This window comes from Pirellulaceae bacterium (assembly GCA_029243025.1).
Taxonomy (GTDB): Bacteria; Planctomycetota; Planctomycetia; order Pirellulales; family Pirellulaceae.
In genome coordinates this window covers 413,595-439,763 of the sequence record JAQWSU010000045.1, presented here as the reverse complement: position 1 = coordinate 439,763, position 26,169 = coordinate 413,595, and the positions used below count along the sequence as shown (strand labels likewise).

The following is a 26,169-nucleotide window of genomic DNA, read 5'->3' as shown; positions in this document are numbered from 1 at the left end:
CTGTCTTGTTGAGTGTCCATGCTATCTCAGGATAGTACATCGAGGCGGGAGGGTCCCATTTTCAGTTTTTTTTAGAATCAGGAGTCCGAATTTGGGTTTCTCCCGTGCGCCGCTTCGCTCCTCAGAAGCACTTTTCGGCACAGGGATACCGATTACCCCCCTTTCTCAAATTGACCTCTCGTGAAACCAGGGTGCTACCACAAATATTTCCTATGGAGAAAAACCCCGCACCCCCCTTCGGGATTCTGGGATTCACGACTGTACTTTTGGCTGTACTTTTGCCCACCAGCTGTACATCTAGCTGTACTTTTGTGAGACACTAGGTCTGTAGCACTTGTATTTAAAGGGTTTTAGAGGCAAGGGCGTGGAGGTTCAAGTCCTCTTCAGGAACTCGTCGATACGATCGCTGCTTCGCAGCGCCGGATCCGAGAGAACCGCGCCGGCAATATCAACGGATTTGCCAGAGCTCGTGTCCATGATGAGTACGCCATCAAAGATGAGATACCGCTTCCCGCCTCCCTCGAGTACCCCGAAAAGGATGTCACTCGTTAAAGGATCCTTTTCCCAGACCTCTGCCAGCCGCAACGGCTCCTCAGTCTCTGGGCAGGAAAGCAGAGATAGGTGTTCCTTACGCATTGATGAGAGGAAACTCTGCGAATTGTTTGGAGTCCGGATGCCCCAATCGCTCTTTCCGGACTTGGCTAATTCTCTCGGCCATGTTTTCCTCTGATCCGAAGGTCACCGGGAATTGAGAGTAGTAGGCCCGAAGCTCTCGAAGTTTGCCGGCCAAATGAGAAGCAGAGAGGCAGCTGGCCTGAGGCGTGAGTGAGGAGACCCGAGACGCAATCCGCTCGCGCGACTCAGGGGGGAGCACCGATTGAAAGTCAGGATCACAATACGGATCATCTTCGTAAAACAGGACCCGGCACCCCTCTGCGGCAAGATGCTTCCCTGCCAGGTGTACCAATTGGTGATCGACATGCCTCCCGATGCCGAGCGGGCTGTAGCACAAGGGCCGAGAGGGAGTTCGATCCAAGCGCCTTGCAGATGTTCTTTGCAACCGCCAAAGCCTGAGCAGGTGCTTAGCGTGTGGCGAGACCGTTTCCCATGACGACAGACCGGCGGTAAAGACACTCAGAACCGTGACCGCGTGCCCCGCCTCAGAGAGCCGATAGATCGTGCCTCCGTAGGACAAGACGGCATCGTCGTGGTGCGGCGAAAGGTAGATATGCCGGTTTTTGTTCACGATGACCGCGATCGGGAGTTCGCACGCTTGCAATACGGCCTGATGAGCAGAACTCCGTCGTTGATGCCGCAACTGTTGACGGGAACTGTAGTTACGAAGTGAGTCGGGGCGACTGGATTCGAACCAGCGACTTCTACGTCCCAAACGTAGCGCTCTGCCAGGCTGAGCTACGCCCCGAATCGGATTGGGTAACCCGATGCCAGTGATCCATGCTATCACTCGCTCCTGTTTTCCGCAATCTCACCGGTAGTGTTCAGGTGTACATAATAGCTTGTTGGTTGGCTAACCGGCAAAGCTTTGATGTTCGTTTTGATCTTGATTCGTAATTATTCCTTGCAGCCGTTCAAATTCGTCATTGCTACGAAAATGGATCACAATTTGTCCACGGCCGCGACTTGATTGTCGGATGTCGACCTTCGTGCCTAGTAGGATGCGTAACTGTTGTTCCAGAGAGGCGACGTGACCATCTCGGGTTTTTTTCTTTCTTCGTCCCGATTTCCTGCTGACGTTCCCCAAACCATCGCCATCTTCCAGTTCAATTCGCTCCTGGACGAGACGTTCCGTTTCACGGACGCTGATTCCCTCGCGATGGATGCGTTGGCTGAATTCAATCTGAATTTCTTCATCGCCCAGTGGCAATAAAGCCCGTGCATGTCCAGCTGAGATGGATCCGCCTTGAAGCTCGGTTTGAACTCGTTCTGGTAACTCCAATAGTCGTAATAGGTTGGCAATGGTGGAACGATCGATTTTGAGTCGATTGCCGAGATCTTCCTGTGTGCACTGATGCTGATCGAGATAGCGGCGGAAGGAGAACGCTTTTTCGATTGCGTTCAGATCTTTTCGCTGCAAGTTTTCGACAATGGCTAATTCGGCGACGAGACGATCATCGGCCTGCCTAACGCGAGCCGGGATTTGGCTCCAACCGGCTTGAATCGCGGCTCTCAGGCGGCGTTCGCCGGAGATCAACTGCCAGCGATCCTCGACTCGTCGGACCAAGACTGGTTGGAGCATGTCATGCTCTTTCAGACTTTCGGCCAGGGAAGTGATTTCACTTTCACTGAACTCGCGACGAGGTTGAAACGGGTTGTCAGCGATTTGGTGAACACTTAGTAGCAATAGGTCTCCGTCCTTAGCTGCCGAAGCTTCGCTGGCGGCACCCTGATCGGGATGGAATTCGCTGCTGGGTTGTGGCTCCGACAGCTCAGGATCGTGTTGAGCTGGCGGAGTTTGTCCATTTTCTTCCGGGCTGTGGAGCCGTGGCGAGCTTACCGCTTGAGGGACGTGGACCGGTTCATTGTCCTCGCCGAGTAATGCTGCTAATCCGCGTCCTAACCTTCGTTCTTTAGACACGATCTAAAACCTCCATGCATAATTCCACGTAAGAACGAGCCCCGCGGGATCGAGGCGCATACTGTAAGACAGAACGACCGTAGCTAGGAGCCTCGGAAACCGAGACATCCCGTGGTACGACCGTATCGAAGACGACGTCACCAAAAAAATCACGCACTTCTGCGTCCACTTCGAGTGTTAATTCCAGGGTGTGATCGTACATTGTCAGGACGATCCCACCGAACTGCAGTTGGTTTCCTGGTTGGTGCATCACACGACGAATGACCTGAATCATCTGAGTGAGCCCCTCCATCGCGAAATATTCACATTGGATCGGCATCAGCACTTCGTTCGAGCAGGAAAGGGCCGCTTCGGTGAGTGCACCCAAGGAGGGCGGACAATCGATCAACACAAATTCATAGGACGAAACATCTCGACTAAAAAAGTCTTGAATTCGGGCCAATGCATCTGCCTTGCCCGTTGCGAGCGACTGGACATCGTCAAAACGGCGACTACCTGGCATAACGTCGAGCCCGTCCATGGTGACGTTGGGAAGCACATGTTCAAGGGGCGAGGTGGTCAGAAGCGGATGTCGATCGATGGCGGTGTGTCCCAAGCCGGTTGTGGCATTGCATTGAGGGTCGAGGTCAATCAATAGAGTTCGATTACCACTGAGGGCCAATCCGGCCGAAAGATTGATCGCGGTGGTTGTTTTGCCAACTCCGCCCTTTTGATTGGCAACGCATATGATCCGCGGCACAGATAATTCTCCGTTGGTGGGCCCCTGGCTCTGTCGCCAAACGATTCCGATCCATCGTCATCCGAAGCAAGTGGTTCGACGCTTCCGAAGGATCGCTCTTCGGCGGCGCGCATTGTAAACCGGGAGTCGAAGATTCAGGAACGTCAGTTCCTCGAGTAAACGCCGGAAAGAACGGGTCTCAGGGAATAATCTCCCGTTTCACGTGAAACCCCGTATCTTGTCTAGTTGACGGTTCCACGTGAAACAGCCGATTTTATCGAATCGGCAAGCTCCGCGCCGCCGGAATCAATCGACAGGCCAGTGAATTCTAGTCCAAGATGCCGGTAGGACCCGGCTTTGCCGAACTGCCTCGATTTCGCCCGTCGTTCAATCGAGCGGGTTGATCACCAAGCCGCTGAGCAGCTTCGGATAGAAATAGGTGCTCTTGGCCGGCATTCGTTCGCCGTGTTGGCTGATTGCCCGAATATGATCGAGCGTGGCTGGCATCACGAGCGCGGCGAGCGAAAACTCGTCTGGCTTGGCCAGACCGTCCTGGAGCTCGCTGACCAGATGAACGTACTTCGGCTTTGGTAGCTTCGTTTGTCCGAGCTGATCTTCAACAATCATTCGATGCAGGATGCTGACGCCCAGCCCTTGCCAGTCGGAGCTCTGATCCGAGGCAATTTCTTTCATCCGTTCACGACCTGCCGGGGTGATACGGGCAATCACCCATTTTTGATCTTTGGCGGTGAAGAGCCCAATCGTTCCCTGTTCGTTTTCATTTTCAATTTCCGACCAGATCGATTCCGCCTGCTCGGGACTTTCCCCGGCAACTTGGCAATCAAAGCGATCGCCGAGCTTTTCGATGAGTTCACTTGAGGTCAACGCAGGCATCTCACGGAACAACCGATGGGTGGGAAGAACGATCATTCCCGGGTCATTCATGCCAACACACATCATCAAAACGCAGTTTGCTGGGTGTTTTTCGTCGATCCCCTGTTGTTCCCGTAGCTCTTCGCGGAAATTGCAGGCCGTTTCGTAGCGATGATGGCCGTCGGCGATAAAAACGGGCTTCGCATTCATTAACGCCGAGACTTGAGCAATGACGTTGGCATCGGTGACCGGCCAAATCCGATGGACGACTCCGAGGTGATCTGTGGCTTCGATCGGTTGCTGGTTGGTAATGTGAGCTTCCAGCAGGTTTTGGGCTTCTCCTTCCGGGTCCGGAAACAGCCCAAAGATCTGACTCAGGTTCGCATGGCAGGCTCGTGTTAGTTTGAGCCGGTCCTCTTTGGCGGACGCATGGGTCTCTTCATGCGGATAGATCGAGCCCTCGCCGAACTTCTCCAGTTGAGTTCGACACATAAACCCGCGCCGGGTCAGAGGCTGTCCGTCGACTTCGAACGACTGATGGTAGACGTAGATGGCGGGGTCCGCCTCACGTTCCAAAACCCCCTCACTCCGCCAATTCTTTAAGAATCGTGCAGCTCTGCTGTAGCAATTTGATTGTTCGTCATCGCCGGGCTCTTCACGATTCAGGATCAGTCGAATCACGTTAGCTGGATGTTTCTCGTACAGGCTGTCTCGCAGCTGGTCGTCGATCACATCGTAGGGCGGGGCGATTACGTCGCTCAATGAGCCGACATGACCCAGGTCATAGCGTAGTCCAGGAAAGGCTTGAATCTTTGGCATGTTTGAAAGCTCGACGGCAGGCTGGGAACGACAAAAGAAAGGGCTCCGGTTGTTATGCCGGAGCCCCTCTCAACTGTCAATGAGTCTTGCCGTTTAACCCGATTTAGTAGCGATAGTAGTCCGGCTTGAACGGACCGTTTGCGGGAACGCCAATATAATCCGCTTGGCTTTCGGACAATTTCGTGAGCTTGACTCCGAGTTGGTCGAGGTGTAGCCGAGCAACCTCTTCATCGAGCTTCTTAGGAAGGACGTGCACGCCAACTTCAAATTGATCCGGATCGGTCCAGAGCGCGATTTGGGCCAAAACCTGGTTACTGAACGAATTTGACATGACGAACGAGGGATGGCCCGTCGCACAGCCGAGGTTCACCAGTCGACCCTCAGCTAAGACGATGATCGAGTGTCCGTCAGCGAACGTGTAGCGGTCAACGAGTGGCTTGATGTTTAGCCGGGATACATCGCTTTGCGAGTCTAGCCAAGCCATGTCGATTTCTAAATCGAAGTGTCCAATGTTGCAGACGATCGCGTCGTTGGGCATCACCTTCATGTGCTCGCCCGAGATAATGTCTCGATTGCCTGTTGTCGTAACAAAGATGTTGCCGATCGAAGCCGCTTCTTCCATGGTCGTGACTTGGAAACCCTCCATCACCGCTTGCAACGCATTGATGGGATCGATCTCGGTGATGATGACGCGAGCGCCGTACCGCTGCAGCGAATGGGCACAACCCTTTCCGACGTCTCCATACCCAGCCACAACGGCTACTTTGCCGGCGACCATCACATCCGTGGCTCGCTTGATTCCATCCACCAATGACTCGCGGCAGCCGTACAGATTGTCGAACTTGGCCTTGGTGACCGCGTCGTTGACATTGATGGCTGGGACTTTTAACTCCCCTTTTTCGACCATCTTTCGCAGCTCTTTGATACCGGTTGTTGTTTCTTCTGAAAGTCCCCGCACGTCTTTCAACAATTCCGGATACTTCTTGTGGACCAGAGCAGTCAGGTCACCGCCATCGTCGAGGATCATGTTCAGGGGTTGGCCGTCTTCGAAGTAGATCGTCTGGTCAACGCACCAGTCGTATTCTTCGTCCGTCTCACCCTTCCAAGCGTAGACCGGAACTCCGGTGTGAGCGATCGCGGAAGCCGCATGGTCCTGGGTGGAGAATTTGTTGCAACTGCTCCACTGAACCTCGGCTCCCAGTTCCGTCAACGTTTCAATCAAGACGGCGGTTTGAATCGTCATGTGCAAGCATCCAGCGATACGGGCGCCCTTGAGTGGTTGTTGCGTGCCGTATTTGCTGCGGATTGCCATCAAACCCGGCATTTCGTTCTCTGCCAACATGATTTCACGACGACCAAAGTCGGCGAGCGAAATGTCTTTGACCTTAAAGGTTTCACGAGCTTCAAGCTGGGTCACGATGATCTCCTGCATCAGAAAACTGGGCGATTCGTCAGACGGGCATTAAATTGCCCCTTAAAAAGGGAATATCTTAAGTAATCATAGGCCTGACACGTCTTTACGCAAGTCACTCGAGCGCTCCTCGCGCTTGCTCAACGAAGCTGCGCGTGAGGGCGGAATCCTTTTTGCCCGGGCTGGACTCCACCCCACTCGCTGTGTCGACGGCGTGAGGACGGGCTTGAGCAATTGCGTTGGCCACATTTACCGGTGTGAGTCCACCCGCAAGGGCCCATTGGTAACCACCCATGAGAGCGGTTTCCGCGGCGAGTGTTTGCCAATCGATCGTGCGGCCTGTTCCGCCAAATTCAGTCGGATGAAATGCGTCGAGCAGCAGGGCGTCGACTGGGCGGCCCAGCTGCTCGCAGTCAGCTAGGAACTGGGCAACGGGCTGCAAACCGGCTTGAGTTAAACGAAACGCTTTCAGCAGAGGGCGTTTTTGCAGGCGGGAGACGAGTTCGGGCGATTCGTCGCCGTGCAGCTGAATCCAATCGAGTCCTACCGCTTGAGCGACCGTTTCGATCCAATCGACTTCCCCGTTCACGAAGACGCCGACTTTCGCAACTGAACTGGGGATGTTTGCTGTGATCTGTTTTGCGATTGCCGGTTCGACAAAACGTTTGCTCCCCTCAAAAAAATTAATTCCAACGGCGTCTGCGCCAGAATCAACGACGACTTTCGCATCAGCGGGTGAGGTGATTCCGCAGATCTTGATGTGGAACAGTTCAGGCATGTCTGAATTGTAGTCGTTCGCGGAGTCGCGATCACACCCGTATTTCGCCGCGAGAGAACGGTGCTAGCCGATTCAGCAGCGAATTTTCCAGTAGTTCGGCAGGAAATCTAGGCGGCCCGTCGCAACGGTTCGCCGACACCTGATTCTGCATCGCTCCAACGTCTGAGAGCGACAGCCACGAGATGTCCGCCGAATGCGAGCGCCAGTTTTAAGGCGTTTTGAATCGGTCGATCTTGCCCGACCAGCGGAATGCAATCCAGATCGCATTCTGGGTCTGGGTCGGTCAAATTTAACGTTGGAGGTACAAAACCATCTCGAAGTGCTAGCGTGGTGAGTGCTAATTCGACGCTGCCGGATGCATTGACGAGGTGGCCAAGCATCGACTTGAGCGCACTGACACAAACCTCATCAGCGTGGTTGCCGAGGGCGCGGCGAATCCCGCGCGTTTCCATGATGTCGTTTTGCGTTGTCCCTGTTCCGTGTGCGTTGACGTATCCGATGTCAGAAGGCTCCATCTTAGCCCGTTTGAGTGTATCGCGAATTAAACGCGTGAGCGATTCGCTTTCCATGTCCAAACCGGTGACATGGTGGGCATCTGCCATCATTCTTCCGCCGGCGATTTCGGCATAAATATGAGCACCGCGAGCCGTTGCGTGGGAGAGTCGTTCGATCACAAACATGGCCGCGCCTTCGCCCATCACAAAACCGGTTCTGGATCGGTCGAATGGCCGGCAAGCCTCCCGGGGATTTTCCGCATCGGCCAGTACCCGCATGCGTTGGAAACCGGCGGCAAAGAGGGGATCGATCGCCTCGGCTGAACCGGCGAGTGCGAGGTCGCATTGATTGTCGCGGATCGATCGAACGGCACTCATGATATCGATGAGTCCACTAGCGCAGGCCGTCGAATGGCAGATTCGTGGACCATTCAGACCAAAACGATGAGCAATGTTCCAACATCCACTGTTGGGAAACCATTGGTCCCAGTTTGACACATCGCCGGGGGAGTCGGCCGGTTCGTAACCGTGGTTCTGTCGTAGCCATCGCCAGTCGCCCATATGGCCGCTGATTGCACAGCCAAAACGACTGCCGTCGACGTTTTTGAGATCCAGACTCGCGTCCTGAAACGCCTCATCCGCGGCGATGTTTGCCAGTCGAATCACCTTGAGCTGTTTTGGCAACCCTGGCACGTCGTTCACGACGGCACCAATCTGTAATTGCTCTGGAATTTCCGGTTCGTTGATCAGGCGTCGAACGCCGCTCGTGCCGGAACGAATCGCCTGCCAACTGCTCTCGCGATCACGTCCCACAGACGTAATCATCCCGATCCCGGTGATGACAACCGGTTCGTCTTGACTGCTTCGGGTTGGAACATTGATCTGCAGCATCTACCACCATCCATGGAGGTTCATGCCGAATTTGGCATCGCGACGTCCTGTCGATTCCGCAAATTATTACTCGAAATCCTTTAATGATTCCAGCTTGGTTTCCTGGGATTCTTTCACTTCTGCCGCGCAGGCCGGAAATTTTTGATGCCAGCACACTTGCGGCGGTGTTGGTCGCCGCTAAACTCGTGGCAGTGGGTTTTGTGCCCATTTTAGATGTGGAACCTGCGATTCACGGGGGAATCAGCCCATTATGAGGTTGTGTGTCGGTTGCGGAGTCAGCTGGCATACCGATTGGATGACCTGATCACGCGTGCAAAATCGATCTGCAAAGCTGATTTTGGGGGAATTTCGTCGCACAGTTGACGAAAGGTACCGGCTGTCGATTCCTGGTGAGTTGTTGGAGTTATGGGAGGGTGAGAGGAGCGAGGGTGAAAAGCAGGATTGTGTGCTCGTCAAGCAGCAGCCCGGTTGCCTCAGTCTGTGGCGAAATGCGGATTGGCAGGCCAACCTGGAGAGTGGAGTCAGAGTGATTGAGAGCAAATGGGCAGCCGGACGCTTATCCGATCGGATAAATGATGTTCAGGCCCTGGGACGCTTGCTCTCAACTCGACATCGCTCGGTGCAACTGGCTGGCCGAGGGCGACTCTTGATCCCAGAAGGATTTCGGGATTTTTTAGGGGGCGAGGCCGGGCAAGACGTGCTCGTGATTGGAGCAGCGATTTGTATTGAAATCTGGGAGGTGAAGGCGTGGGTTGCTTGTCTCAACAGCGAAATTCCACGTTTTGGCGAAATCCTGGATGAGTTGAGTCGGTAGGACCTATCTTGGCGGCAGCGAGGGTGTGTCCGACGCGAACAATCGTATTTGTTTCCCCGTTACCCGTGTAACCGTTGTGGGGAGATGTAAGTCACCAAGGAATGGGGCAACACGGCACGGAAGCCCTTTTCCATTCGCGTCGGGCGCTCCCAGGCTGCTGCCACCGGTTGGCCGATATCTTTCCGCCCATTGGTCTCAACTGGGCAGACTGCAACTGGGCAGACTGCAACTGGGCGAAGAGCCGGTCGCAGCTTAGGCTTCCGGGGTTGATTGGTTTTCCAAGGCGATAAAGACCGATCGCAATTGATAAAGCACGGTCGAAAGCATCTCGGATTCTTCTTCTGAGAGATTTCCCTTGGTTTTTTCCTCCAACACGGCAAGCGTATCGATGTAGTGTTTCGCGAGTTCAAGATTGACGATCGGTTTTTGCTCGATGGGGTCGGGGATCTGGCCAAGTGACGCCATCGCCTGTGTCGCCAGCGTTGTTGCGAGCATTAGAAAGGATGCTGGGGGGATACCTGTTTGCGGATCAATTGCGGGTTCTTCGTCTCCTCCTTCCTCTTTTAAGTTGATCTCTTCCCGTTCCCGTTCGACCTGGGATTTCCAGTCTTCGTCGATAATGATCTTTTTGCTTTCTTCCTGGGGATTCTCGCTCATGATTTGGGTTCCGGATGGGATTCTTGGATTGGATTGGGCTGGTTTCGATCGGTGCGGCGTGTTGCATGCCGCTGGACGGCAGCGTCGACAAAGGCTGCGAACAAGGGGTGTGCTTTTGTCGGCTGGGATTTGAACTCGGGATGGAATTGAACCGCCAAAAACCACGGGTGTTCTTCGATTTCGACGATTTCAACGAGTGAATCATCCGGATTTGTGCCAGAAAACTGCATGCCGTGCGCCTGAAACTGCTGGCGGTAGGAGTTGTTAAATTCGTAGCGATGTCGGTGCCGTTCGTCGACTTCTGTTTTATCGTAGCTCTGTGCCGCTTTTGAGTTTTCGTTGAGGACAGCCGGTTGAGAGCCAAGCCGCATGGTGCCGCCCTTTTCGACGATGTTTTTTTGGTCGTCGAGCAAGCAGATGACAGGGTGTTCGGTGTCTTTGCTGAATTCTGTGGAATGGGCGTTGTTGAGCTGAACGACGTTGCGGGCGAATTCGATCACCGCGCACTGCATGCCTAAGCAAATGCCTAAAAAGGGGATCTTTCGCTCTCTGGCGAATCGAATTGCATCGACTTTTCCTTCAATCCCGCGTTCGCCGAAACCACCTGGTACCAGGATGCCGTCATACCCTGCTAAGATCCTTTCGGGACCTTCGCGTTCAATCTCTTCGCTCTGAATGCGGCCCACACGGATTTGAGCTTTGTGGTGAATGCCTGCGTGATCGATCGCTTCGTAAATCGATTTGTAAGCATCTTTGTGCTCGGCATATTTGCCGACGACGGCGATGCTGATTTCATGCAAAGGATTTCGAAGCCGATGCAGCAGATCGTGCCACTTCGATAGGTTCGGCTTATCGGAACGTAAGCCAATCCGATGCACGATCAACTCATCAAGGCTGTTATTGACAAGGCTGAGCGGCACCTCGTAAATCGAGAAATCTTTATCACGTTCCTCGATGACGGCCTCGAGAGGAACGTTGCAGAATAGGGCGATTTTTTGCCGATCGTCTTGGCTGATCGAGCGTTCTGTCCGGCAGATTAAAATGTCAGGTTGGATACCGATCTGACGTAAAAGTCCGACTGAATGTTGGGTCGGTTTGGTTTTTAGCTCTGCGGCTGCCTTCAGATAGGGGACCAGGGTCAGATGGATGTAAAGACAGTTCTCTTTGCCGATGTCTTGGGAGAATTGTCGAATCGCCTCCATAAACGGCAGGCTTTCGATATCGCCTACCGTTCCGCCGATCTCGGAAATGACCACGTCCACGTCGGGGCTGGCCAGTTTGTGAATCACGCTTTTGATCTCGTCGGTGATGTGTGGAATCACCTGGACCGTCTTGCCTAGGAATTCTCCACGCCGCTCCTTCTCGATCACGGACTGATAGATTTGTCCCGTTGTGTAGTTGCTGTCCCGGGTCAGCGGACTGTCTGTGAATCGCTCGTAGTGTCCGAGATCTAAATCCGTTTCACTGCCGTCATCCAAGACATAGACTTCGCCGTGTTGATAGGGGCTCATCGTTCCCGGATCGACGTTGATGTACGGATCAAGTTTTTGCATCCGCACGCGAAGTCCGCGTCTTTCGAGCAACATACCGATCGAAGCGCTGGTTAGTCCTTTGCCTAAAGAACTTACGACGCCACCGGTCACGAAAATATGCTTAGTCATCTTAGTCGGCTCCATACACAAATTGGACCAGACATTGAGACAAGTCTGGTCAGCCTGAGCTTGGCAGACTCGTCTCAATCTAGCCGACAATCGATCAGATATGGGCAAGAATTGTGAGTCGGTCGCCAAGACCGACAATCAACTTCGCGGCTCATGCCACCCTGGAGGGCATTGTACGCTGCCCGTGACGCCGAACAAAGGCCCGGTAATCGGCAGGTGTATCGATCCCGATCGAGGACTCTTCGACGACCCCGACCGTGATCGTGTGGCCCGCATTCAAAACTCGAAGCTGTTCGAGTTTTTCGAGGATTTCCAAGCGAGACGGAGCCAACTCAGCAAGTTGGAGTAGAAAATCTCGGCGATAGGCGTAGAGGCCGATGTGCTGGAAAAAAAATGGTTTCTCGGCGGTCAGGTAGGTCTCGTCCCAGTCTCTTACAAAGGGAATTGGACTGCGACTGAAGTAGAGCGCCCGACCCTGTTGATCGAAGACGACCTTCACGCATGCCGGGTCTTCGAGCTGCTCGCGTGATCGAATCGGGGTGGCCAAGGTGGACATCACGGCTCCAGGAGACGCATGCAGCAACTGGATCGAAAGATCAATTGACGCTCCGGCAAGTTCCGGCTCGTCACCCTGAACGTTGACGATGATCTTCGCTTCCGGTAGCTGCCGAGCGACTTCGGCAACGCGGTCGGTTCCGCTTGTCGCCTCGGGATCTGTCATTCTTGCTGTCCCACCGAAATGGCGGACAACCGTGGAGATTTCAGGGTGGTCTGTCGCCACAATCACGTCCGAGGCCAAATTGGCCCTTCGGGCGGCCTCATAGGTGTGTTGAAGCAGTGTTTGTCCCGTTTCGCGAAGCAGCAGCTTGCGCGGCAGTCGACTGGAATTCAGGCGGGCCGGAATGACAATCACAGTTTCTCGGTCGCGGCCGCTCGCATCCATGCGATTCCCCTCCAATGGTGGTGTTGCGCGCTCTCTTGATCTCCAACTGAACAATTTAGGGCCATTTCTCGTCCTAGTTATAAGGACCCCCTTGTCGTTGGATTCCCAATGCTGGTCATTGGCACCACGTGTGTCAACGTTGAAACCATCCGCCCGCCGCAAAGTTCGATCGAAACATGATTCCGACTGGTCGGCCCTTGACCGTTGCACTCGGTTGGGGGGCAGGTTGCTGTTGCGGGCTGACTTGGTCGAATTTTACGAATTTCTCCCGGGATAATTCGGTGGATAGGTGGAATAGGTTGTCTGAAGTGTGGATATAGCGAAATCCTGAGGTATATTCCCGTGGAGGTGCCTAAGCGAGAATTCTTCACCGTTCAGGACGGTGACAGCCTTGCGGGTGGTATGAGGCACGCCGGTTATGAGCATCAAATGGAGATAACGAAAATATGTGCGGTATTGTCGGCTACATTGGCACGCGTCCGGCGACTGAATTCCTTCTCGAGGGACTTCGTCGTCTTGAGTATCGTGGTTACGACAGTGCAGGCGTCGCCACGTTGAACGGTGAGACGAATTTCAATGTTCGGAAGACAGCTGGTCGAATCCAAGCACTAGCTGATGAACTTGCGTCGCGACCTGCAGGGGGAAGCATCGGCATCGGCCACACTCGCTGGGCAACGCATGGTCCGCCGACTCAGGTGAACGCACATCCTCACATGGGCGGACTTGAGGATTCTGTCGTCGTGGTTCACAACGGAGTCATCGAGAATTATCAGGAGATAAAAGGGCGGCTGGAGTCGGAGGGTTTTCTTTTCCAATCGGCGACGGATACCGAAGTGATCGCCCATTTAGTTGCCTTTTATTTACAGCAGGAATTGGGCGGCCCGCTTGATGTGGATGCCAATCCCTACGCTCCGTTGGTGCAGGCCGTGAAGCGTGCGATCGCCGAATTGCGTGGCACTTATGGCTTGGTTGTGATGTTCCGAGATTACCCGGACGTTCTGATTGCCGCACGTCTTGGCAGTCCTTTGGTGCTTGGTGTCGGTGATCAGGAGCATTTCATTGCCAGTGATGCTTCCCCGCTTGCCGGCTACACGGATCGGATTGTTTACCTTGCGGACCATCAGATGGCTGTTGTGACAGCTGGAGGTATTCGAGTTGCCCACCGAGATCAGGGCCAGGTGAAGCATGATATTCGTGTGCTGGATATTGACAGCTCGACAGTCACGTTGGAAGAAGATTGTCCGCACTTCATGCTCAAAGAAATCTATGAACAACCCCAGTCGTTGCAAGATGCGATGCGAGGTCGGCTTTGTGATGACGATGCGACGGCCAAATTTGGTGGTTTGAATTTGAAGCCACAACAGCTGAGGCAAGTGAGTCGAGTCTTGTTGACTGCTTGTGGTACCAGCTGGCATTCGGCCTTGGTGGGCGAGTACTTGATGGAAGAATTTGCTCGTTTACCAGTGGAAGTCGAGTACGCCAGCGAGCTGCGTTATCGTAATCCGCCCGTCGACCGCGATACGATCTTGTTTTCGATTACGCAGAGCGGTGAGACAGCAGATACGCTTGCTGCTCAACGCGAGATGAAGCGCAAAGGGCATCCCACCTTGGCCATTTGCAATGTGGTTGGAAGCACGATCGCACAGGAGGCAGATGGAGGAATTTATTTACACGCCGGACCCGAGGTCGGTGTGGCCTCGACCAAGGCTTACACGGCCCAAGTGGTTGTGCTCACCATGTTGGCGCTCTACTTCGGACGACTGCGACATTTAAGCTACGGTGCGGGACGCCGCATCATTCGCGCATTACATGAGCTACCTGATCGCGTGGCAGAAACTCTGGAAACGCATGATCGCATCAAGGAAATCGCAGCGAAGTATCATAAATGCGATAATTTCCTCTACCTCGGACGTCAGTACAATTTCCCGACGGCTTTGGAGGGTGCACTCAAGCTCAAGGAGATTAGCTACATTCACGCAGAGGGTTATCCGGCGGCGGAGATGAAGCACGGTCCGATCGCACTCGTTGATGAAGCGACCCCGAGTGTGTTTGTGATGCCTCAAGGATTGGTCTACGAAAAGGTAATGGCGAATTTAGAAGAGATCAAAGCCCGGGGAGGACCCGTGATTGCGATTGCAGGTCATGGAGACAAACAAGTCGAGAAGTTGGCGGACGATGTCATCGAAGTGCCGGACGTGGAGGATTTCCTGCAGCCTATCGCCACGATCGTTCCGTTGCAGTTGCTGGCTTACGAGATCGCTTTGCTGCGAGGCTGTGATGTCGACAAGCCCCGAAACCTGGCAAAGAGCGTTACCGTCGAATAGCGTTTGCTGATTCGCGATTCATTTTAACCGATTCGTCTTATTGCGGATCGGTTATTTTTTTGCCTCGCAACAAGTGATGGTAATGTTGGGCAAATCGGTGGGATTCGTCACGCACATACTGCAGGAGCCTCAAGGCGAATGCATGCCGGCTCAAACGGAGAGGATCGGACTTTCCGGGCTGGAAGATTTCCTCGTCGCGTTTCGCCAGCGAAATCACCACAGGTGGTTCGATTTGTCGTTCTTCGAAGGCTGACATGGCCGCGTTTAATTGGCCCTTGCCTCCGTCGATCAAGAGGATATCAGGAAACGCTTCTCCTTCGTCATGCAGGCGTTGGAAACGTCGCCCCACCACTTCATGAATGCTGCGGTAGTCGTCGATTCCCGTTACACCGCGAATCTTGTAGCGGCGGTAACCCGGTTTGAACGGTAGGCCGTCAATGAACTTGACCAAGCTGGCGACTGTTTCTTGGCCGCCCAAGTGAGCGATATCAACGCCCTCGATGGTTCGCGGTGTCTGGGGAAGCTTCAGTACCTTTCGTAAGCCGGCGAGCCCTTTTTTTGGATCAATGTAGAACACCTCCGGCTGTGCATGGGTGTCTAATTCACCTCGCTGATCTAGCGTTTCCAGCATGTGGATTTCATCACGAAGTCTTGCAGCTTTTTCAAACTGAAGATGTTTGGCCGCTGCTTTCATCTCTTCATGCATCTGTTTTAAGAGACGGCTTTTCTTGCCGTCTAAGAATAATTGCAAGCGGCGGATGTCTCGGCGGTAATCTTCTTTGCTGATTCGGAGGTTGCAAGGTGCGGTGCATTGATCAATGCTCGCCAAAAGGCAGGGGCGAAACCAATTCCAGCGTTCATCCTCGGCTTCGATGTCGAGGCTGCAAGTGCGGAATTTAAAGATTCTTTGCAAGACCTGAATCGCACCTCTCAACGCGCCGGCGCTGGCAAACGGACCGTAAAGTTTTGCAGCGGTGGATTTCGGTTCTCGTGTGACCTCGACTCGTGGGAAATCTTCATGAGTTGTAATCATCAGGTAGGGAAATGTTTTGTCGTCTTTTTGCTCTTTGTTGTATTTTGGTTGCACGTCTTTGATCAGACGAGACTCGACCAACAGGGCGTCGACTTCGCTCTCACACTCGATGTAATCGGCATCTGCGATCTCGCGCACCCAATAGCCCGTGCGCGGTTCTTCAGCGGCTTGTTTGAGAAAGTAACTTCCCGCTCGTGATCGCAGATTCGTCGCTTTGCCCACGTAGATCACGCGTCCCGAAGCATCTTTCATGAGGTAGACGCCGGGCAGCTGAGGAAATTTCCGTACCTTTTTCGCTGCCGCAGCAAAGCTGGACTGGGGGGCTTGATCGTCGGGCAGGGATGAGTTGGCCATCGCACTCTTATCGTAGTCGTCTCGTCTCGGACGGCAAATCATGGCATGCGCAGGATGGTTTCGCCGGCAATAGAATGAGGTGATTGGCAGTTCCGCGAGCTTTATTTGATCGTTTCCGCAAATGCCGTCAGGTCGCTTTGGAAGGCGTCGAGTCGATCATTCATCTCTTGCTGACTGTACTCAAGGCTAGCCAGTTGTTCGGGTGCAACGTAAGTGAACATGTAAAATTTCACCTTGGGCTCGGTTCCCGAGGGGCGCGCGGCGATGTAATTGCCCGTTTCTGCCAGATCTAAGATGATCAAGTCGCCCGTCGGTCCTACGAAAGCCTCAGGAGGATCACCGACTAGGGTGCGGGTGTTGGCTTTGTAATCTCGTACCGCGGCAACAGCGATGCCACCAATTGACTTGGGTGGATCCGTGCGGAATTTGTTCATTAGCGATTGCATCCGCGTCATCCCTTCGGAACCTGGCATCTGTTGCGTCATCAGACGCTCAGCGTGATACCCGTGCTGCCAAAAGAGGGCCTCCAGTTTCTCATGCAGGGATTGTCCACTGGCTTTGCAGTTGGCGGCTAACTCGGCCATCAACATCGCCGCTACGGCACCGTCTTTGTCACGAGCGTATTGTCCGACCAGGTAGCCGTGTGATTCCTCCGTACCGAACAGGAATTTGTCTGCCCCTTGTTCGTCCATGACGCCACCAATCCATTTAAATCCAACCAGCAGTTCCCCGAATGTTTTAGCACCGTAGGAATCCGCAATACGCCGTATCATTTCTGTGGTAACCAGCGTCTTGACGACGTAATGTTCGTTGGAAAGGTTACCCGAGTTTTTTGACTGTTCGAGAATATAGTCAGTGAGCAATGCGCCGATTTGGTTGCCATTGAATGTTCGCCATTCGCCGGCGGAGTCGGTCGTAACGGGAGCAGCAACTCCCAGACGATCGCAGTCGGGGTCTGAGGCGAGGATCAAGTCGGCGCCTACCTGTTGGGCTCGTTCGATAATTCGATCGAAAACAGCGACGTTTTCCGGATTGGCAACATGATTGGGGACATTTGGGAAATCTCCATCGGGTTCCGCGTGATCGGCAAACACTTCGACATCCGTAAACCCATCGTTGTTCAGGGCGGGTACGGCCGCAGTGGAGCCGACACCGTGTAAGGGCGAATAGATGATCTTGAGGTCGCGAGGGCCTGCAAATGCTTGTGCTTTTAGTTCACCGAAAAATGCCGCGTCGACTTCAGCATTGCAGGGAATCACTTTTCCATCGCTGATTGCCTGGTCGAAATCGGCTCTTGTGATTGCGTCGACGGTCATCACCCGATCAATCACCCCTTTGTCGTGGGGGGGGAGGATTTGACCGCCCGTCGACCAATAGACCTTCACCGCGTTGTCGCTTGGTGGGTTGTGACTGGCGGTCACCATGATTCCGCAACAACATTTCTTGTAACGAACCAGAAACGATAGTTCAGGTGTGCTGCGGATTTCATCCAGCAGATAAACTTTGAATCCGGCAGCGACCATGATTTCTGAGCAAAGTCGGGCAAAGTGTTTTGAATTGTGTCGTGTATCAAAGGCGATGGCGCAGGAGAGTGAAGCATTGTCAGCATGTTCTTTGACGTAATCCGCCAAGCCCTGAGCGCTCTCTCCAATCGTGCGGTCATTGATTGCATTTGATCCAATAGGATTCATTCGACCACGGCGTCCGCCTGTTCCAAACGGGATCACGGTCCAAAAGGCATCATCGAGGGCCTGCCATTCTTCGTTCGCGATTTGCTCGGCAACTTGACCTGCGTATTCGGCATAGCGGGCTTCCGTAAGCCACTGTTTGATGTTGGTGATGGCTCCTGCTGAAAGCTTGCCATCGACCACTGCTTGTTCGGCGGATACGAGCGCTTGCTTCGCGTCAAATCGGGTCGTAGTTTCCGGCATCGTTGCTTTTCCTCAAGTGAACATGTGCGGAATCGATCTCAAAGCTTTTTGGCAAACTTAAGTGAACACGGGCCGTTCTGGGGTGCTTCAATCTTGTGAGTTGGGGGTTGCCGCCCAAATTCTACGACGAGAGCCGCATGCGATACAACAGCGCCATTCTCTCATGGGGTTGGATCGCTTCGCCTGGAAAAGGCCACGGTCAGGCGAGTGCGACGACTTCTGGCGCGATCGCACTCGACTTCAACAGTGAGGCGGTTGTAGGTGCGATCAGACGCCACTCCTGAGGGAGAAATGCCCGCCGGATCGGTCGAGGGATTAAATTCGCTCATTAATAAAAAAGGCAATGGTTTTGCTGCGATTTCTCATCAAGATTGCTGCTTCAAACGAGTGATGGAAGTCTAAAGGCTTGTTTGCAAAGGATGAGATTGATGAACGAAGAACCGATAATCTCCGTTTCTGGATTACGTGGAGTCATTGGCGCGACGCTGACGCCCGATGTGGCGGCTCGCTACGTCTGTGCTTTCGCCAGGCAGGTTTCGCCAGGCCCACTGGTAATCACGCGGGATGGAAGGGCGACTGGACGCATGATTGCCGACGCGGTGCGCTCCTCGCTCAGTGCGGTGGGTCGTGACGTCATTGATGCGGATGTTGCCGCGACACCGACGACGGGCGTCCTGGTGCAGGAATTAAAAGCTGCCGGTGCGATTCAGATTTCAGCCAGTCACAATCCGCCCGAATACAACGGGCTGAAATTATTTAGTGGCGAGGGACGCGTTATTTCGGCTGCTGCAGGGCAGCCCGTGCTCGATCGGTTTCGTGCAGGTTCCTCTCCCGAATGGGTGGGCCATGATCGGCTCGGTGAAATCAGCACACTCAAAGATTCTCTCAGCGAACATTGTCGTCGAGTGCTCAAGACGGTTGCTGTGGACCGTATCCGGTCTTGTAAGTTTAAGGTGCTACTTGATTCGAATCATGGGGCCGGAAGTTTACTTGGGTTAAAGCTTCTCGAGGAACTTGGTTGTGAAGTTGTCGCCTTAGGAGCGAAGCCGGACGGCCTATTTGCGCACACGCCCGAGCCGACTGCAGCAAATCTCTCGGGCGTGTCTCAGCAGGTGCGGGAAGCAGGCGTGCAGCTCGGATTTTGCCAGGATCCCGACGCGGATCGACTCGCATTGATTGATGACACGGGGCATTATGTAGGCGAAGAATTTACACTCGCAGTGGTAATTCGGCACGTGCTCGAGCAAGCCAAAGGTCCGATTGTCACAAATTGTTCGACCAGTCGGATGTCCCAAGATTTGGCAGAGCAAGCCGGGGTGCCCTTTTATCGATCGAAAGTTGGCGAGGCAAACGTGACAGAATTAATGATTCAGCATCAAGCTGTATTTGGCGGGGAAGGGAATGGAGGTCCGATCGATCCTCGCGTGGGATTTGTGCGCGATAGCTTTGTGGGTATGGCGTTGGTCTTGGACGCAATGGCAGCGCGGGAGGCGACGCTGTCGGAGTTGATCGCTGAGTTGCCGCAGTATGCGATACACAAAACCAAAGTGCCTGTGGCTGCTGATCAATTGACAACCACTTTTGATCGTTTGGCAAGTGGTTTCTTTGATGCAAAAGCGGATCGTCTTGACGGTCTTCGACTCGATTGGCCCACCGCCTGGCTGCTTGTGCGGGCCAGCAATACAGAACCCATTGTCCGTCTGGTCGCCGAAGCGCCTTCGGCCGATGAGGCCGAGCGGCTATGTCAGCGAGCCGCCGAACTGATGGACTGATTGAGCGAAACCATTGAGCGAAACCACTGTTCAGACCGCTCTCAACTTCCAATGGTCTCTTTTCCCATGAACGGGCGAAGCACATCAGGCACGGCGATTGTGCCGTCTGCCTGTTGGTAGTTTTCGATGATCGCGATCATGGCGCGGCTGATGGCGATCGCCGTGCCATTCAAGGTGTGGACAAAGCGAGTTCCTTTTTCCCCTTTCGTCTTGAAGCGAATGTTTAATCGGCGTGCCTGATAATCAGTGCAGTTTGATGTGCTCGTTACTTCGCCATATTCGCCATTCTCGCCGCGTCCGGGCATCCAGGCCTCAAGATCGAATTTGCGGTAGGCCGGTGATCCCAGATCACCGGTTGCCGTATCGACGACGCGAAACGGAATTCCCAAGCCGTTGAACAGTTGGCACTCGATACCGCGAATTTGTTGCAGCATCTCTTCGCTTTGGTCAGGGGCTGTAAAGGCGAACATTTCGACTTTTGTGAACTGGTGGACGCGATATAAACCGCGTGTTGCTCGACCGTGTGCGCCGGCCTCGGTTCGAAAACAGTGGCTGACTCCGCATATTTTCAGCGGCAGTTGTTCTAGTTCGAGGGTCTCACCTGCCAGGTAGCCACCGAGAGTGATTTCGGCGGTGGCGACGAGGCTCAGGTCAGTATCGACGATACTGTAGATCTGAGTTTCTGTTCCGCGTGGATTGAAGCCTACGCCTTCGAGGATTTCATTGCGAGCCAGATCGGGAGTTGTGAGCAAAGTGAAGCCTTCCTGCATCAACACTTCCAAGGCATATCTTTGCAAAGCCAATTCCAACAGGACCGCATCGTTTTTCAGGAAATAAAAGCCATGCCCGGTTGTCTTCGCGCCAGCTTCGAAGTCGAATAAGTCGAGTTTTTCTCCGAGATCGACATGATCCAGTGGCTTGAAGTCGAACGATTTGGGTTCGTGGTCGCCTCGCGCGACCTCAAGATTCGCCTTGTCATCTTTGCCGATGGGGGCGTCGGGGTGGGCTATGTTCGGAATGCCACGCTGGATCTCAGTGAGTTGATTTAGCAGTTCATCGTGCTCGGATTGAGCTTTGTCTTTTTGTTCGCGAAGTTGTCGGCCTTCGTTTTTTCTTGCTTCTCGTTCCTCGGCGTCTTTCGCTTTGCCAATCGTCTTGGACACTTCGTTGGCTTGCCGATTGAGATCTTGTACACGTTGTGCCTGTTCGCGACACAACTGATCAAGTTCGACGTAACGATCAACGTCTGCGGGCAGACCGCGATTCGTGCAGTTCTGTTTGACTGCCCCAGCGTGTTCGACGATGAATTTTCGATCCAGCATGCTTTTCCTAACTTGTCTTCGATGGCTTGGAATCTTTTTCAATGCGGCCTAGTTCATGCCACAGGTGGGCGCTGCTGCGAATGCCACGGTGGAAATCGGCAAGCGAGAATTTTTCATTGGGACTGTGAGTATTATCGTCATCGAGCCCCCAGCCGAGCAAAAGCGTATCAACTCCGAGCTTCTCTGAAAATTCAGTGACGATCGGAATGGATCCACCCTCACGGATGAAAACGGGGGAGCGTCCGAAGCCTTGTTCAATAGCTTTGGCAGCCGCATCGATATAGGGACTGTCAAGAGACACGACGAACCCAGGCGCGTGGTGCATTTCGTGAAGATCGATTTCGATACCAGGTGGGCAAAGGGCAGCGAGATGTTCGCGCAGACTTGTCGCGATTTTCTCAGCTTCCTGATGAGGTACCAATCGGAAACTGAACTTGGCCGAAGCCTTTGCTGGCAGAACGGTTTTTGCGCCTTCGGCTTGGTAACCACTCGTGAGGCCGTTGACATCGAAGGTCGGACGTGCCCAACGTCGCTCCAGCGTTGAGTAGCTCGCCTCGCCGCTTAAGCCAGAGACGCCAATTTGTTCCATGAAAGAATGTTCGTTGAACGGTAATGCCGAGAATTGTTCTCGCTCGCGTTCGGACATTGGGTCAACATCATCGTAAAATCCTGGAATGAGGACTCGACCTTGATCATCAACCAATGACGAAAGGAGTTTGCAGAGCGTGTTGGCCGGGTTGGTGACAGCACCACCAAATGTTCCCGAATGCAAATCTTGTTTGGGACCCTGCAACGTTAGCTCGAAGTAAGCGATACCTTTCAGTCCGTAGGTGATTGCCGGTTGGCCTCGACTGAACTGACTCGTGTCGCTGATGACCACAACATCGCAGGCAAGCTTGGCGACCGTTTCTGGCCGCAGCATGAATTCGTTGAGTCCCTCGCTGCCAACTTCTTCCTCGCCTTCGATCAGGTACTTGATCTGGACTGGGAGCTTGCCCACCGTCTTCATCCAAGCTTCGGCGCTTTTGACATGGGTCAGGAGCTGACCTTTATCATCGGTGGCGCCCCGAGCATAAATATTGCCATCGCGCCGGGTCGGTTCGAAGGGAGGGCTTTCCCATTCCTCGAGCGGATCGGGGGGTTGAACATCGTAATGTCCGTAAACCAGGACCGTTGGCCGACCGGGAACGGGCTCGGATTCGGCGTAAACCAACGGATTACCGGAGGTCTCAATTAATTCGGATTTGAGCCCGATTTGCTCGAATTGGGCCAGCAAATATTGAGCAGCGGCTTGGATTTCGGCCGTGTGTTGGCCGTCGGTGCTCACGCTTGGAATCCGCAAAAGCTCGCATAAATCGTCTTCAAACTGCTGCTTTTGCTCGTCTAGGTAGTTTTCAATCTGTGACATTGCGGTATTCCACGGGATTGCAATGATTAATGGGAACCAAACAGCATAAGACGGTTGCATCAAAGCCGGAATAGTACTTTTCCCGCCGGTCGCGTCAAATATAATGATCGGACTGAAAACGAGCATCTGGGGGAGGCCCGGATGTTGGTTTGCTTCGCGGATTTTTCCAGTTGGGTGAGAATTGTTATGTCAGATGTGTCTGTTGTTCAACCGAAAGAGGATATCGCTGAAGATGAAAAGGAAAGACAGGACCGTCGACCCAAGCAGCAACCTCGCTATCACGTTATTCTGTGGGACGATGATGACCATTCCTACGATTATGTCATTCGCATGATGCAGAAGCTGTTCGGTCATACCTACGAACGGGGTTACGAAATGGCCTCTCAGGTTGACTCGGCTGGTCGAACCATCTGCCTAACGACAACGATGGAACACGCTGAGCTGAAACGGGATCAAATTCACGCTTTTGGACGGGATGATCGAATTGCCTGTTGTAAGGGTTCAATGTCCTCCACAATTGAACCGGAAGTCTAAACGAGCGTTGGCCCAGGAGGGTCAAAATCAAAACGCCCGCTTGGTTGTGATCCGATCTTTCAGTTGGGTGGCCAATCTGTTTTTGAAATCGGTCCATGCTACAAGCCAACGCAGTGGATCGCCTGTCAATCGATATCAAATGGTAACCAATACTTTGACCTGCGGTCGCCTTGCAAGCTGCATCGTGATGCGCCCACCGCTGCAAAGGCACTCTCGATGACCCGAAGCCGACTTCGTACCCTGACTCTGGGCTGCAAAGTAAATCAGTACGAAACCGAATTTCTCCGCCAAGGACTCGTTGATGCGGGCGCCTTTCGTGACGCAAAGCAAGATGAGGCTGCCGATCTTTGCGTTGTGAATACTTGCACGGTGACTAACGAGGGCGATTCGAAAAGCCGGCAGGCCATTCGTAAAATGGCTCGCCAAAATCCCGATGCTCGGCTGATCGTCATGGGTTGCTATGCCACGCGAGCGCCGGAGGAACTGGCCCAACTCCCCGGTGTTGTTGAGGTAGTTACTGACAAGAGGGAACTGCCTGATCTGCTCGGGCGATTCGGAGTGGTTGATATTCCCAATGGGATCTCGCGGTTTGGGGATCGTCATCGGGCCTACATCAAAGTGCAAGATGGATGCTTGTTGCGGTGCAGTTATTGCATCATTCCGAAAGTGCGCCCGCAAATGAGTAGTCGGCCGCTAGAGGAAATTATCGATGAGGCAAGGCGACTCGCTGACAATGGATATCGTGAGATCGTGTTGACGGGCATTCATCTTGGGCACTACGGCGTCGATCAGAATTGGAATAAGCCCAAGCAGGATTGGTTGAGATTGTCGACTTTACTTCGTCGTTTGATGGAACTTCCCGCTGATTTTCGAGTGCGGCTATCCAGCATCGAAGCGACCGAAGTGACACGAGAATTGTTGGAAGTAATGTCGGATTTTTCAGATCGTATTTGCCCCCATTTGCATGTCTGTCTGCAAAGCGGTTCGGACCGTATTCTCCGAGCGATGAAACGCCGTTGGGGGACAAAACGATTTATCGATCGGTGTGTGCTGGCACGTGAAAAACTGCATAAACCGGCACTGACGACGGATGTGATTGTGGGATTTCCGGGAGAAACAGACGAGGATTTCGAGCAAACGTGTGAACTGGTCCGGCAAGTCGGCTTTTCCAAGGTGCACATTTTTCCCTTTAGTCCGCGACGCGGCACGCCAGCAGCAGAGATGCCCGATCAACTGCCAAAAGCTGTCAAATCAGCTCGCGGTCGCGAACTGGCTCGCATTGAAGCGGAACTTCGCAGTCAATATTTTTCCACTCTTTGCGGTGAAAAACTGCAAGTGATGGTCGAAGGCAGTTTGCCCGGCCACAGCGATCGGGTTGTCGGTACCTCCTGCCGATATGCGCCGGTTCAACTTGAAAACGTTGGCTCTCGTCCCCAGTTCGGTGAATTAGTTGAGCTGTTTGCGATGTCAAACAGTGAGGAATTCATCTTGGGAACGCTCGGGAAAACGGTCTAGCTGCCGAATTGGTCGCCTGCTACACTCCGCCGCCCGTGGAACCTTTCATCTGATCGCCTCCCGCGCGTTCGAAGGGGATGAAGTTCTGCTCTTGAATCAATCGATGGTGAGGTCGAGGAGTTTTGTGCATGCACAGGTCATTGTTCGCCAAGTCCTGGTTCGCCAAGTCCTGCTGTTTCGCAGTGCTTTTTAGTCTGACGCTCTGTTGGCCAAGTGCCGCGAAGCCGCCCTGGCACCTAATCGCCTTTCGGCGCGTCGAAGCAGATCCGAATAAGGAATATCAGCTTTCGGAAAAGAGCGGTCCGTGGCTGATTTTTGCTGCTTCCTTTGCTGGGGACGGAGCTGCCAGAGAAGCGAAGCAATTGGTGTTGGAGCTGCGCAAAACCTATAAAATACCAGCCTACATGCATGCGAAAAGTTTCGATTTCACCGAAAAGATGGATGGAATTGGTATTAATCCGGATCGTTCTCCAAAACGGATGAAGTATGACAAGGAAGGTGTGCTAGATGAATACGCAGTACTTGTCGGCGACTTCGAGTCTGTTAGTGATCCCGATTTGCAGAAGACCCTGAAGAAGATCAAACTGGCAAATCCCGAATGCCTTTCGAAACGGCCTGAGCAGACGACTCGTCGCTTTGCCAAACTGCGCGAGTTTCACAAAAAGGTGAACCGGAACGAAGAGAAACGCAAGAAAGGACCAATGGGAAGCGCTTTTGCTGTTCCAAATCCAAGAATTCCACGTGAGTATTTCGCTCCTAAGGGAATCGACAGTCTTGTTCTGAAAATGAATAAGAACGTGAAGCACAGTCTGCTCGACTGCTCGCAACCTTACACCGTCCGTGTGGCGACCTTCCGAGGAAACGTTGTCATCGATCAACGTAAGGTTCAGGATATTCAAAAAGGCAACAAGAAGATGAAGAGTCGCTTAGAAGAGGCGGCAATTCAAGCGAACAAGTTGACCGCTTTGCTACGCAAAAAGGGCATCGAGGCCTACGAGTTTCACGATATTCACGAAAGTTATGTGACCGTTGGTGAATTCGCTTGGGTCGGGCGTCCTCGTGCTGATGGAAAGCAAGAAATGAATCCTGAAGTTTTGAAAGTGATCAAAGCCTATGGACCGGTTCATCAACCGGTGGTGGGCAACTCAGGACAGGCACTCGCGGGATTGCAACCACGTGCCATCGAAGGCATCCCCTTTGATGTTCAGCCTTGGCCGGTTGAAGTACCGAAGCGATCGATTGCCACCGACTATGTTCGCAAACACTAAATCTGTATCAATTGTCTCTCGCACCAGGGGGCATAACACTTTTGAACTTGTGG

The 26,169-nt window shown here is 53.4% G+C and carries 22 protein-coding genes and 1 tRNA gene; 7 read left to right on the top strand and 16 right to left on the bottom strand.

What is annotated here, in order from left to right; translation table 11 throughout:
• Positions 1–372: 372 nt before the first annotated feature.
• The 9 genes from P8N76_20650 to P8N76_20610 form a co-directional block, all read right to left on the bottom strand.
• Positions 373–636, bottom strand: coding sequence for a hypothetical protein (locus P8N76_20650; protein MDG2384094.1), 264 nt, complete (start codon positions 634–636; stop codon positions 373–375).
• The gene (locus P8N76_20645; GenBank protein ID MDG2384093.1) at positions 629–1,246 is read right to left on the bottom strand and encodes a hypothetical protein; all 618 of its coding nucleotides are present in this window, start codon (positions 1,244–1,246) and stop codon (positions 629–631) included. Before P8N76_20645 ends, P8N76_20650 begins: the two co-directional genes overlap by 8 nt.
• 103 nt (positions 1,247–1,349) lie before the next feature.
• Positions 1,350–1,423, bottom strand: a tRNA-Pro gene (locus tag P8N76_20640).
• 105 nt (positions 1,424–1,528) lie between these two features.
• Complete coding sequence (locus P8N76_20635) at positions 1,529–2,596, bottom strand: ParB/RepB/Spo0J family partition protein (protein ID MDG2384092.1); 1,068 nt, start codon at positions 2,594–2,596, stop codon at positions 1,529–1,531.
• Entirely contained in the window at positions 2,589–3,335 is a 747-nt protein-coding gene (locus tag P8N76_20630; GenBank protein MDG2384091.1) for a ParA family protein, read from the bottom strand. The genes P8N76_20635 and P8N76_20630 overlap by 8 nt, the downstream gene beginning before the upstream one ends.
• Before the next feature lie 366 nt (positions 3,336–3,701).
• Positions 3,702–5,006: a DUF1015 domain-containing protein gene (locus P8N76_20625; protein ID MDG2384090.1), complete on the bottom strand. Its 1,305-nt coding sequence runs from the start codon at positions 5,004–5,006 to the stop codon at positions 3,702–3,704.
• Between the two features lie 103 nt (positions 5,007–5,109).
• On the bottom strand, positions 5,110–6,423 hold the full coding sequence (gene ahcY, locus P8N76_20620) for an adenosylhomocysteinase (GenBank protein ID MDG2384089.1): 1,314 nt from the start codon (positions 6,421–6,423) through the stop codon (positions 5,110–5,112).
• Positions 6,424–6,532: 109 nt separating this feature from the next.
• Positions 6,533–7,195, bottom strand: a complete 663-nt coding sequence (locus P8N76_20615) for a phosphoribosylanthranilate isomerase (protein ID MDG2384088.1) — start codon at positions 7,193–7,195, stop codon at positions 6,533–6,535.
• A gap of 107 nt (positions 7,196–7,302) precedes the next feature.
• Positions 7,303–8,580, bottom strand: coding sequence for a beta-ketoacyl-[acyl-carrier-protein] synthase family protein (locus P8N76_20610; GenBank protein MDG2384087.1), 1,278 nt, complete (start codon positions 8,578–8,580; stop codon positions 7,303–7,305).
• 310 nt (positions 8,581–8,890) lie between these two features.
• On the opposite strand from P8N76_20610, the gene P8N76_20605 reads away from it, so the two are divergent.
• Positions 8,891–9,394, top strand: coding sequence for a division/cell wall cluster transcriptional repressor MraZ (locus tag P8N76_20605; protein ID MDG2384086.1), 504 nt, complete (start codon positions 8,891–8,893; stop codon positions 9,392–9,394).
• Positions 9,395–9,646: 252 nt separating this feature from the next.
• Here P8N76_20605 and P8N76_20600 read toward each other — a convergent pair whose 3' ends face one another.
• From P8N76_20600 to kdsB, 3 genes are all read right to left on the bottom strand, one after another.
• Positions 9,647–10,051 carry a DUF1844 domain-containing protein gene (locus P8N76_20600; protein ID MDG2384085.1) on the bottom strand — a complete coding sequence of 135 codons (405 nt, stop codon included), beginning with the start codon at positions 10,049–10,051 and terminating at the stop codon, positions 9,647–9,649.
• The gene (locus tag P8N76_20595) at positions 10,048–11,712 is read right to left on the bottom strand and encodes a CTP synthase (GenBank protein MDG2384084.1); all 1,665 of its coding nucleotides are present in this window, start codon (positions 11,710–11,712) and stop codon (positions 10,048–10,050) included. Before P8N76_20595 ends, P8N76_20600 begins: the two co-directional genes overlap by 4 nt.
• 151 nt (positions 11,713–11,863) lie before the next feature.
• A complete protein-coding gene (gene kdsB, locus P8N76_20590) occupies positions 11,864–12,655 on the bottom strand; it encodes a 3-deoxy-manno-octulosonate cytidylyltransferase (GenBank protein ID MDG2384083.1) in 792 nt (263 codons plus the stop codon).
• A gap of 446 nt (positions 12,656–13,101) precedes the next feature.
• Here kdsB and glmS point away from each other — a divergent pair, with 446 nt between their 5' ends.
• Complete coding sequence (gene glmS, locus P8N76_20585; GenBank protein ID MDG2384082.1) at positions 13,102–14,979, top strand: glutamine--fructose-6-phosphate transaminase (isomerizing); 1,878 nt, start codon at positions 13,102–13,104, stop codon at positions 14,977–14,979.
• Positions 14,980–15,016: 37 nt separating this feature from the next.
• Here glmS and P8N76_20580 read toward each other — a convergent pair whose 3' ends face one another.
• Positions 15,017–16,366, bottom strand: a complete 1,350-nt coding sequence (locus tag P8N76_20580; GenBank protein ID MDG2384081.1) for an excinuclease ABC subunit UvrC — start codon at positions 16,364–16,366, stop codon at positions 15,017–15,019.
• Between the two features lie 101 nt (positions 16,367–16,467).
• Positions 16,468–18,297 carry a phospho-sugar mutase gene (locus P8N76_20575; protein MDG2384080.1) on the bottom strand — a complete coding sequence of 610 codons (1,830 nt, stop codon included), beginning with the start codon at positions 18,295–18,297 and terminating at the stop codon, positions 16,468–16,470.
• Positions 18,298–18,434: 137 nt separating this feature from the next.
• On the opposite strand from P8N76_20575, the gene P8N76_20570 reads away from it, so the two are divergent.
• A complete protein-coding gene (locus P8N76_20570) occupies positions 18,435–18,581 on the top strand; it encodes a hypothetical protein (GenBank protein ID MDG2384079.1) in 147 nt (48 codons plus the stop codon).
• A 144-nt stretch (positions 18,582–18,725) separates the two neighbouring features.
• Positions 18,726–20,069, top strand: a complete 1,344-nt coding sequence (gene glmM, locus P8N76_20565; GenBank protein ID MDG2384078.1) for a phosphoglucosamine mutase — start codon at positions 18,726–18,728, stop codon at positions 20,067–20,069.
• A 41-nt stretch (positions 20,070–20,110) separates the two neighbouring features.
• Here glmM and serS read toward each other — a convergent pair whose 3' ends face one another.
• Together serS and P8N76_20555 are read right to left on the bottom strand one after the other, a co-directional pair.
• Positions 20,111–21,391, bottom strand: coding sequence for a serine--tRNA ligase (gene serS, locus P8N76_20560; GenBank protein MDG2384077.1), 1,281 nt, complete (start codon positions 21,389–21,391; stop codon positions 20,111–20,113).
• A gap of 7 nt (positions 21,392–21,398) precedes the next feature.
• The gene (locus P8N76_20555; GenBank protein ID MDG2384076.1) at positions 21,399–22,799 is read right to left on the bottom strand and encodes a dipeptidase; all 1,401 of its coding nucleotides are present in this window, start codon (positions 22,797–22,799) and stop codon (positions 21,399–21,401) included.
• Positions 22,800–22,985: 186 nt separating this feature from the next.
• Between P8N76_20555 and P8N76_20550 the strand changes: the two genes are divergently transcribed.
• From P8N76_20550 to P8N76_20540, 3 genes are all read left to right on the top strand, one after another.
• Entirely contained in the window at positions 22,986–23,333 is a 348-nt protein-coding gene (locus tag P8N76_20550) for an ATP-dependent Clp protease adaptor ClpS (protein ID MDG2384075.1), read from the top strand.
• 216 nt (positions 23,334–23,549) lie between these two features.
• Positions 23,550–24,848 (top strand): tRNA (N(6)-L-threonylcarbamoyladenosine(37)-C(2))-methylthiotransferase MtaB, encoded by a 1,299-nt coding sequence (mtaB, locus tag P8N76_20545; protein MDG2384074.1) that lies wholly within the window; start codon positions 23,550–23,552, stop codon positions 24,846–24,848.
• Between the two features lie 128 nt (positions 24,849–24,976).
• A complete protein-coding gene (locus tag P8N76_20540; GenBank protein MDG2384073.1) occupies positions 24,977–26,116 on the top strand; it encodes a hypothetical protein in 1,140 nt (379 codons plus the stop codon).
• The last annotated feature ends 53 nt before the right edge of the window (positions 26,117–26,169 follow it).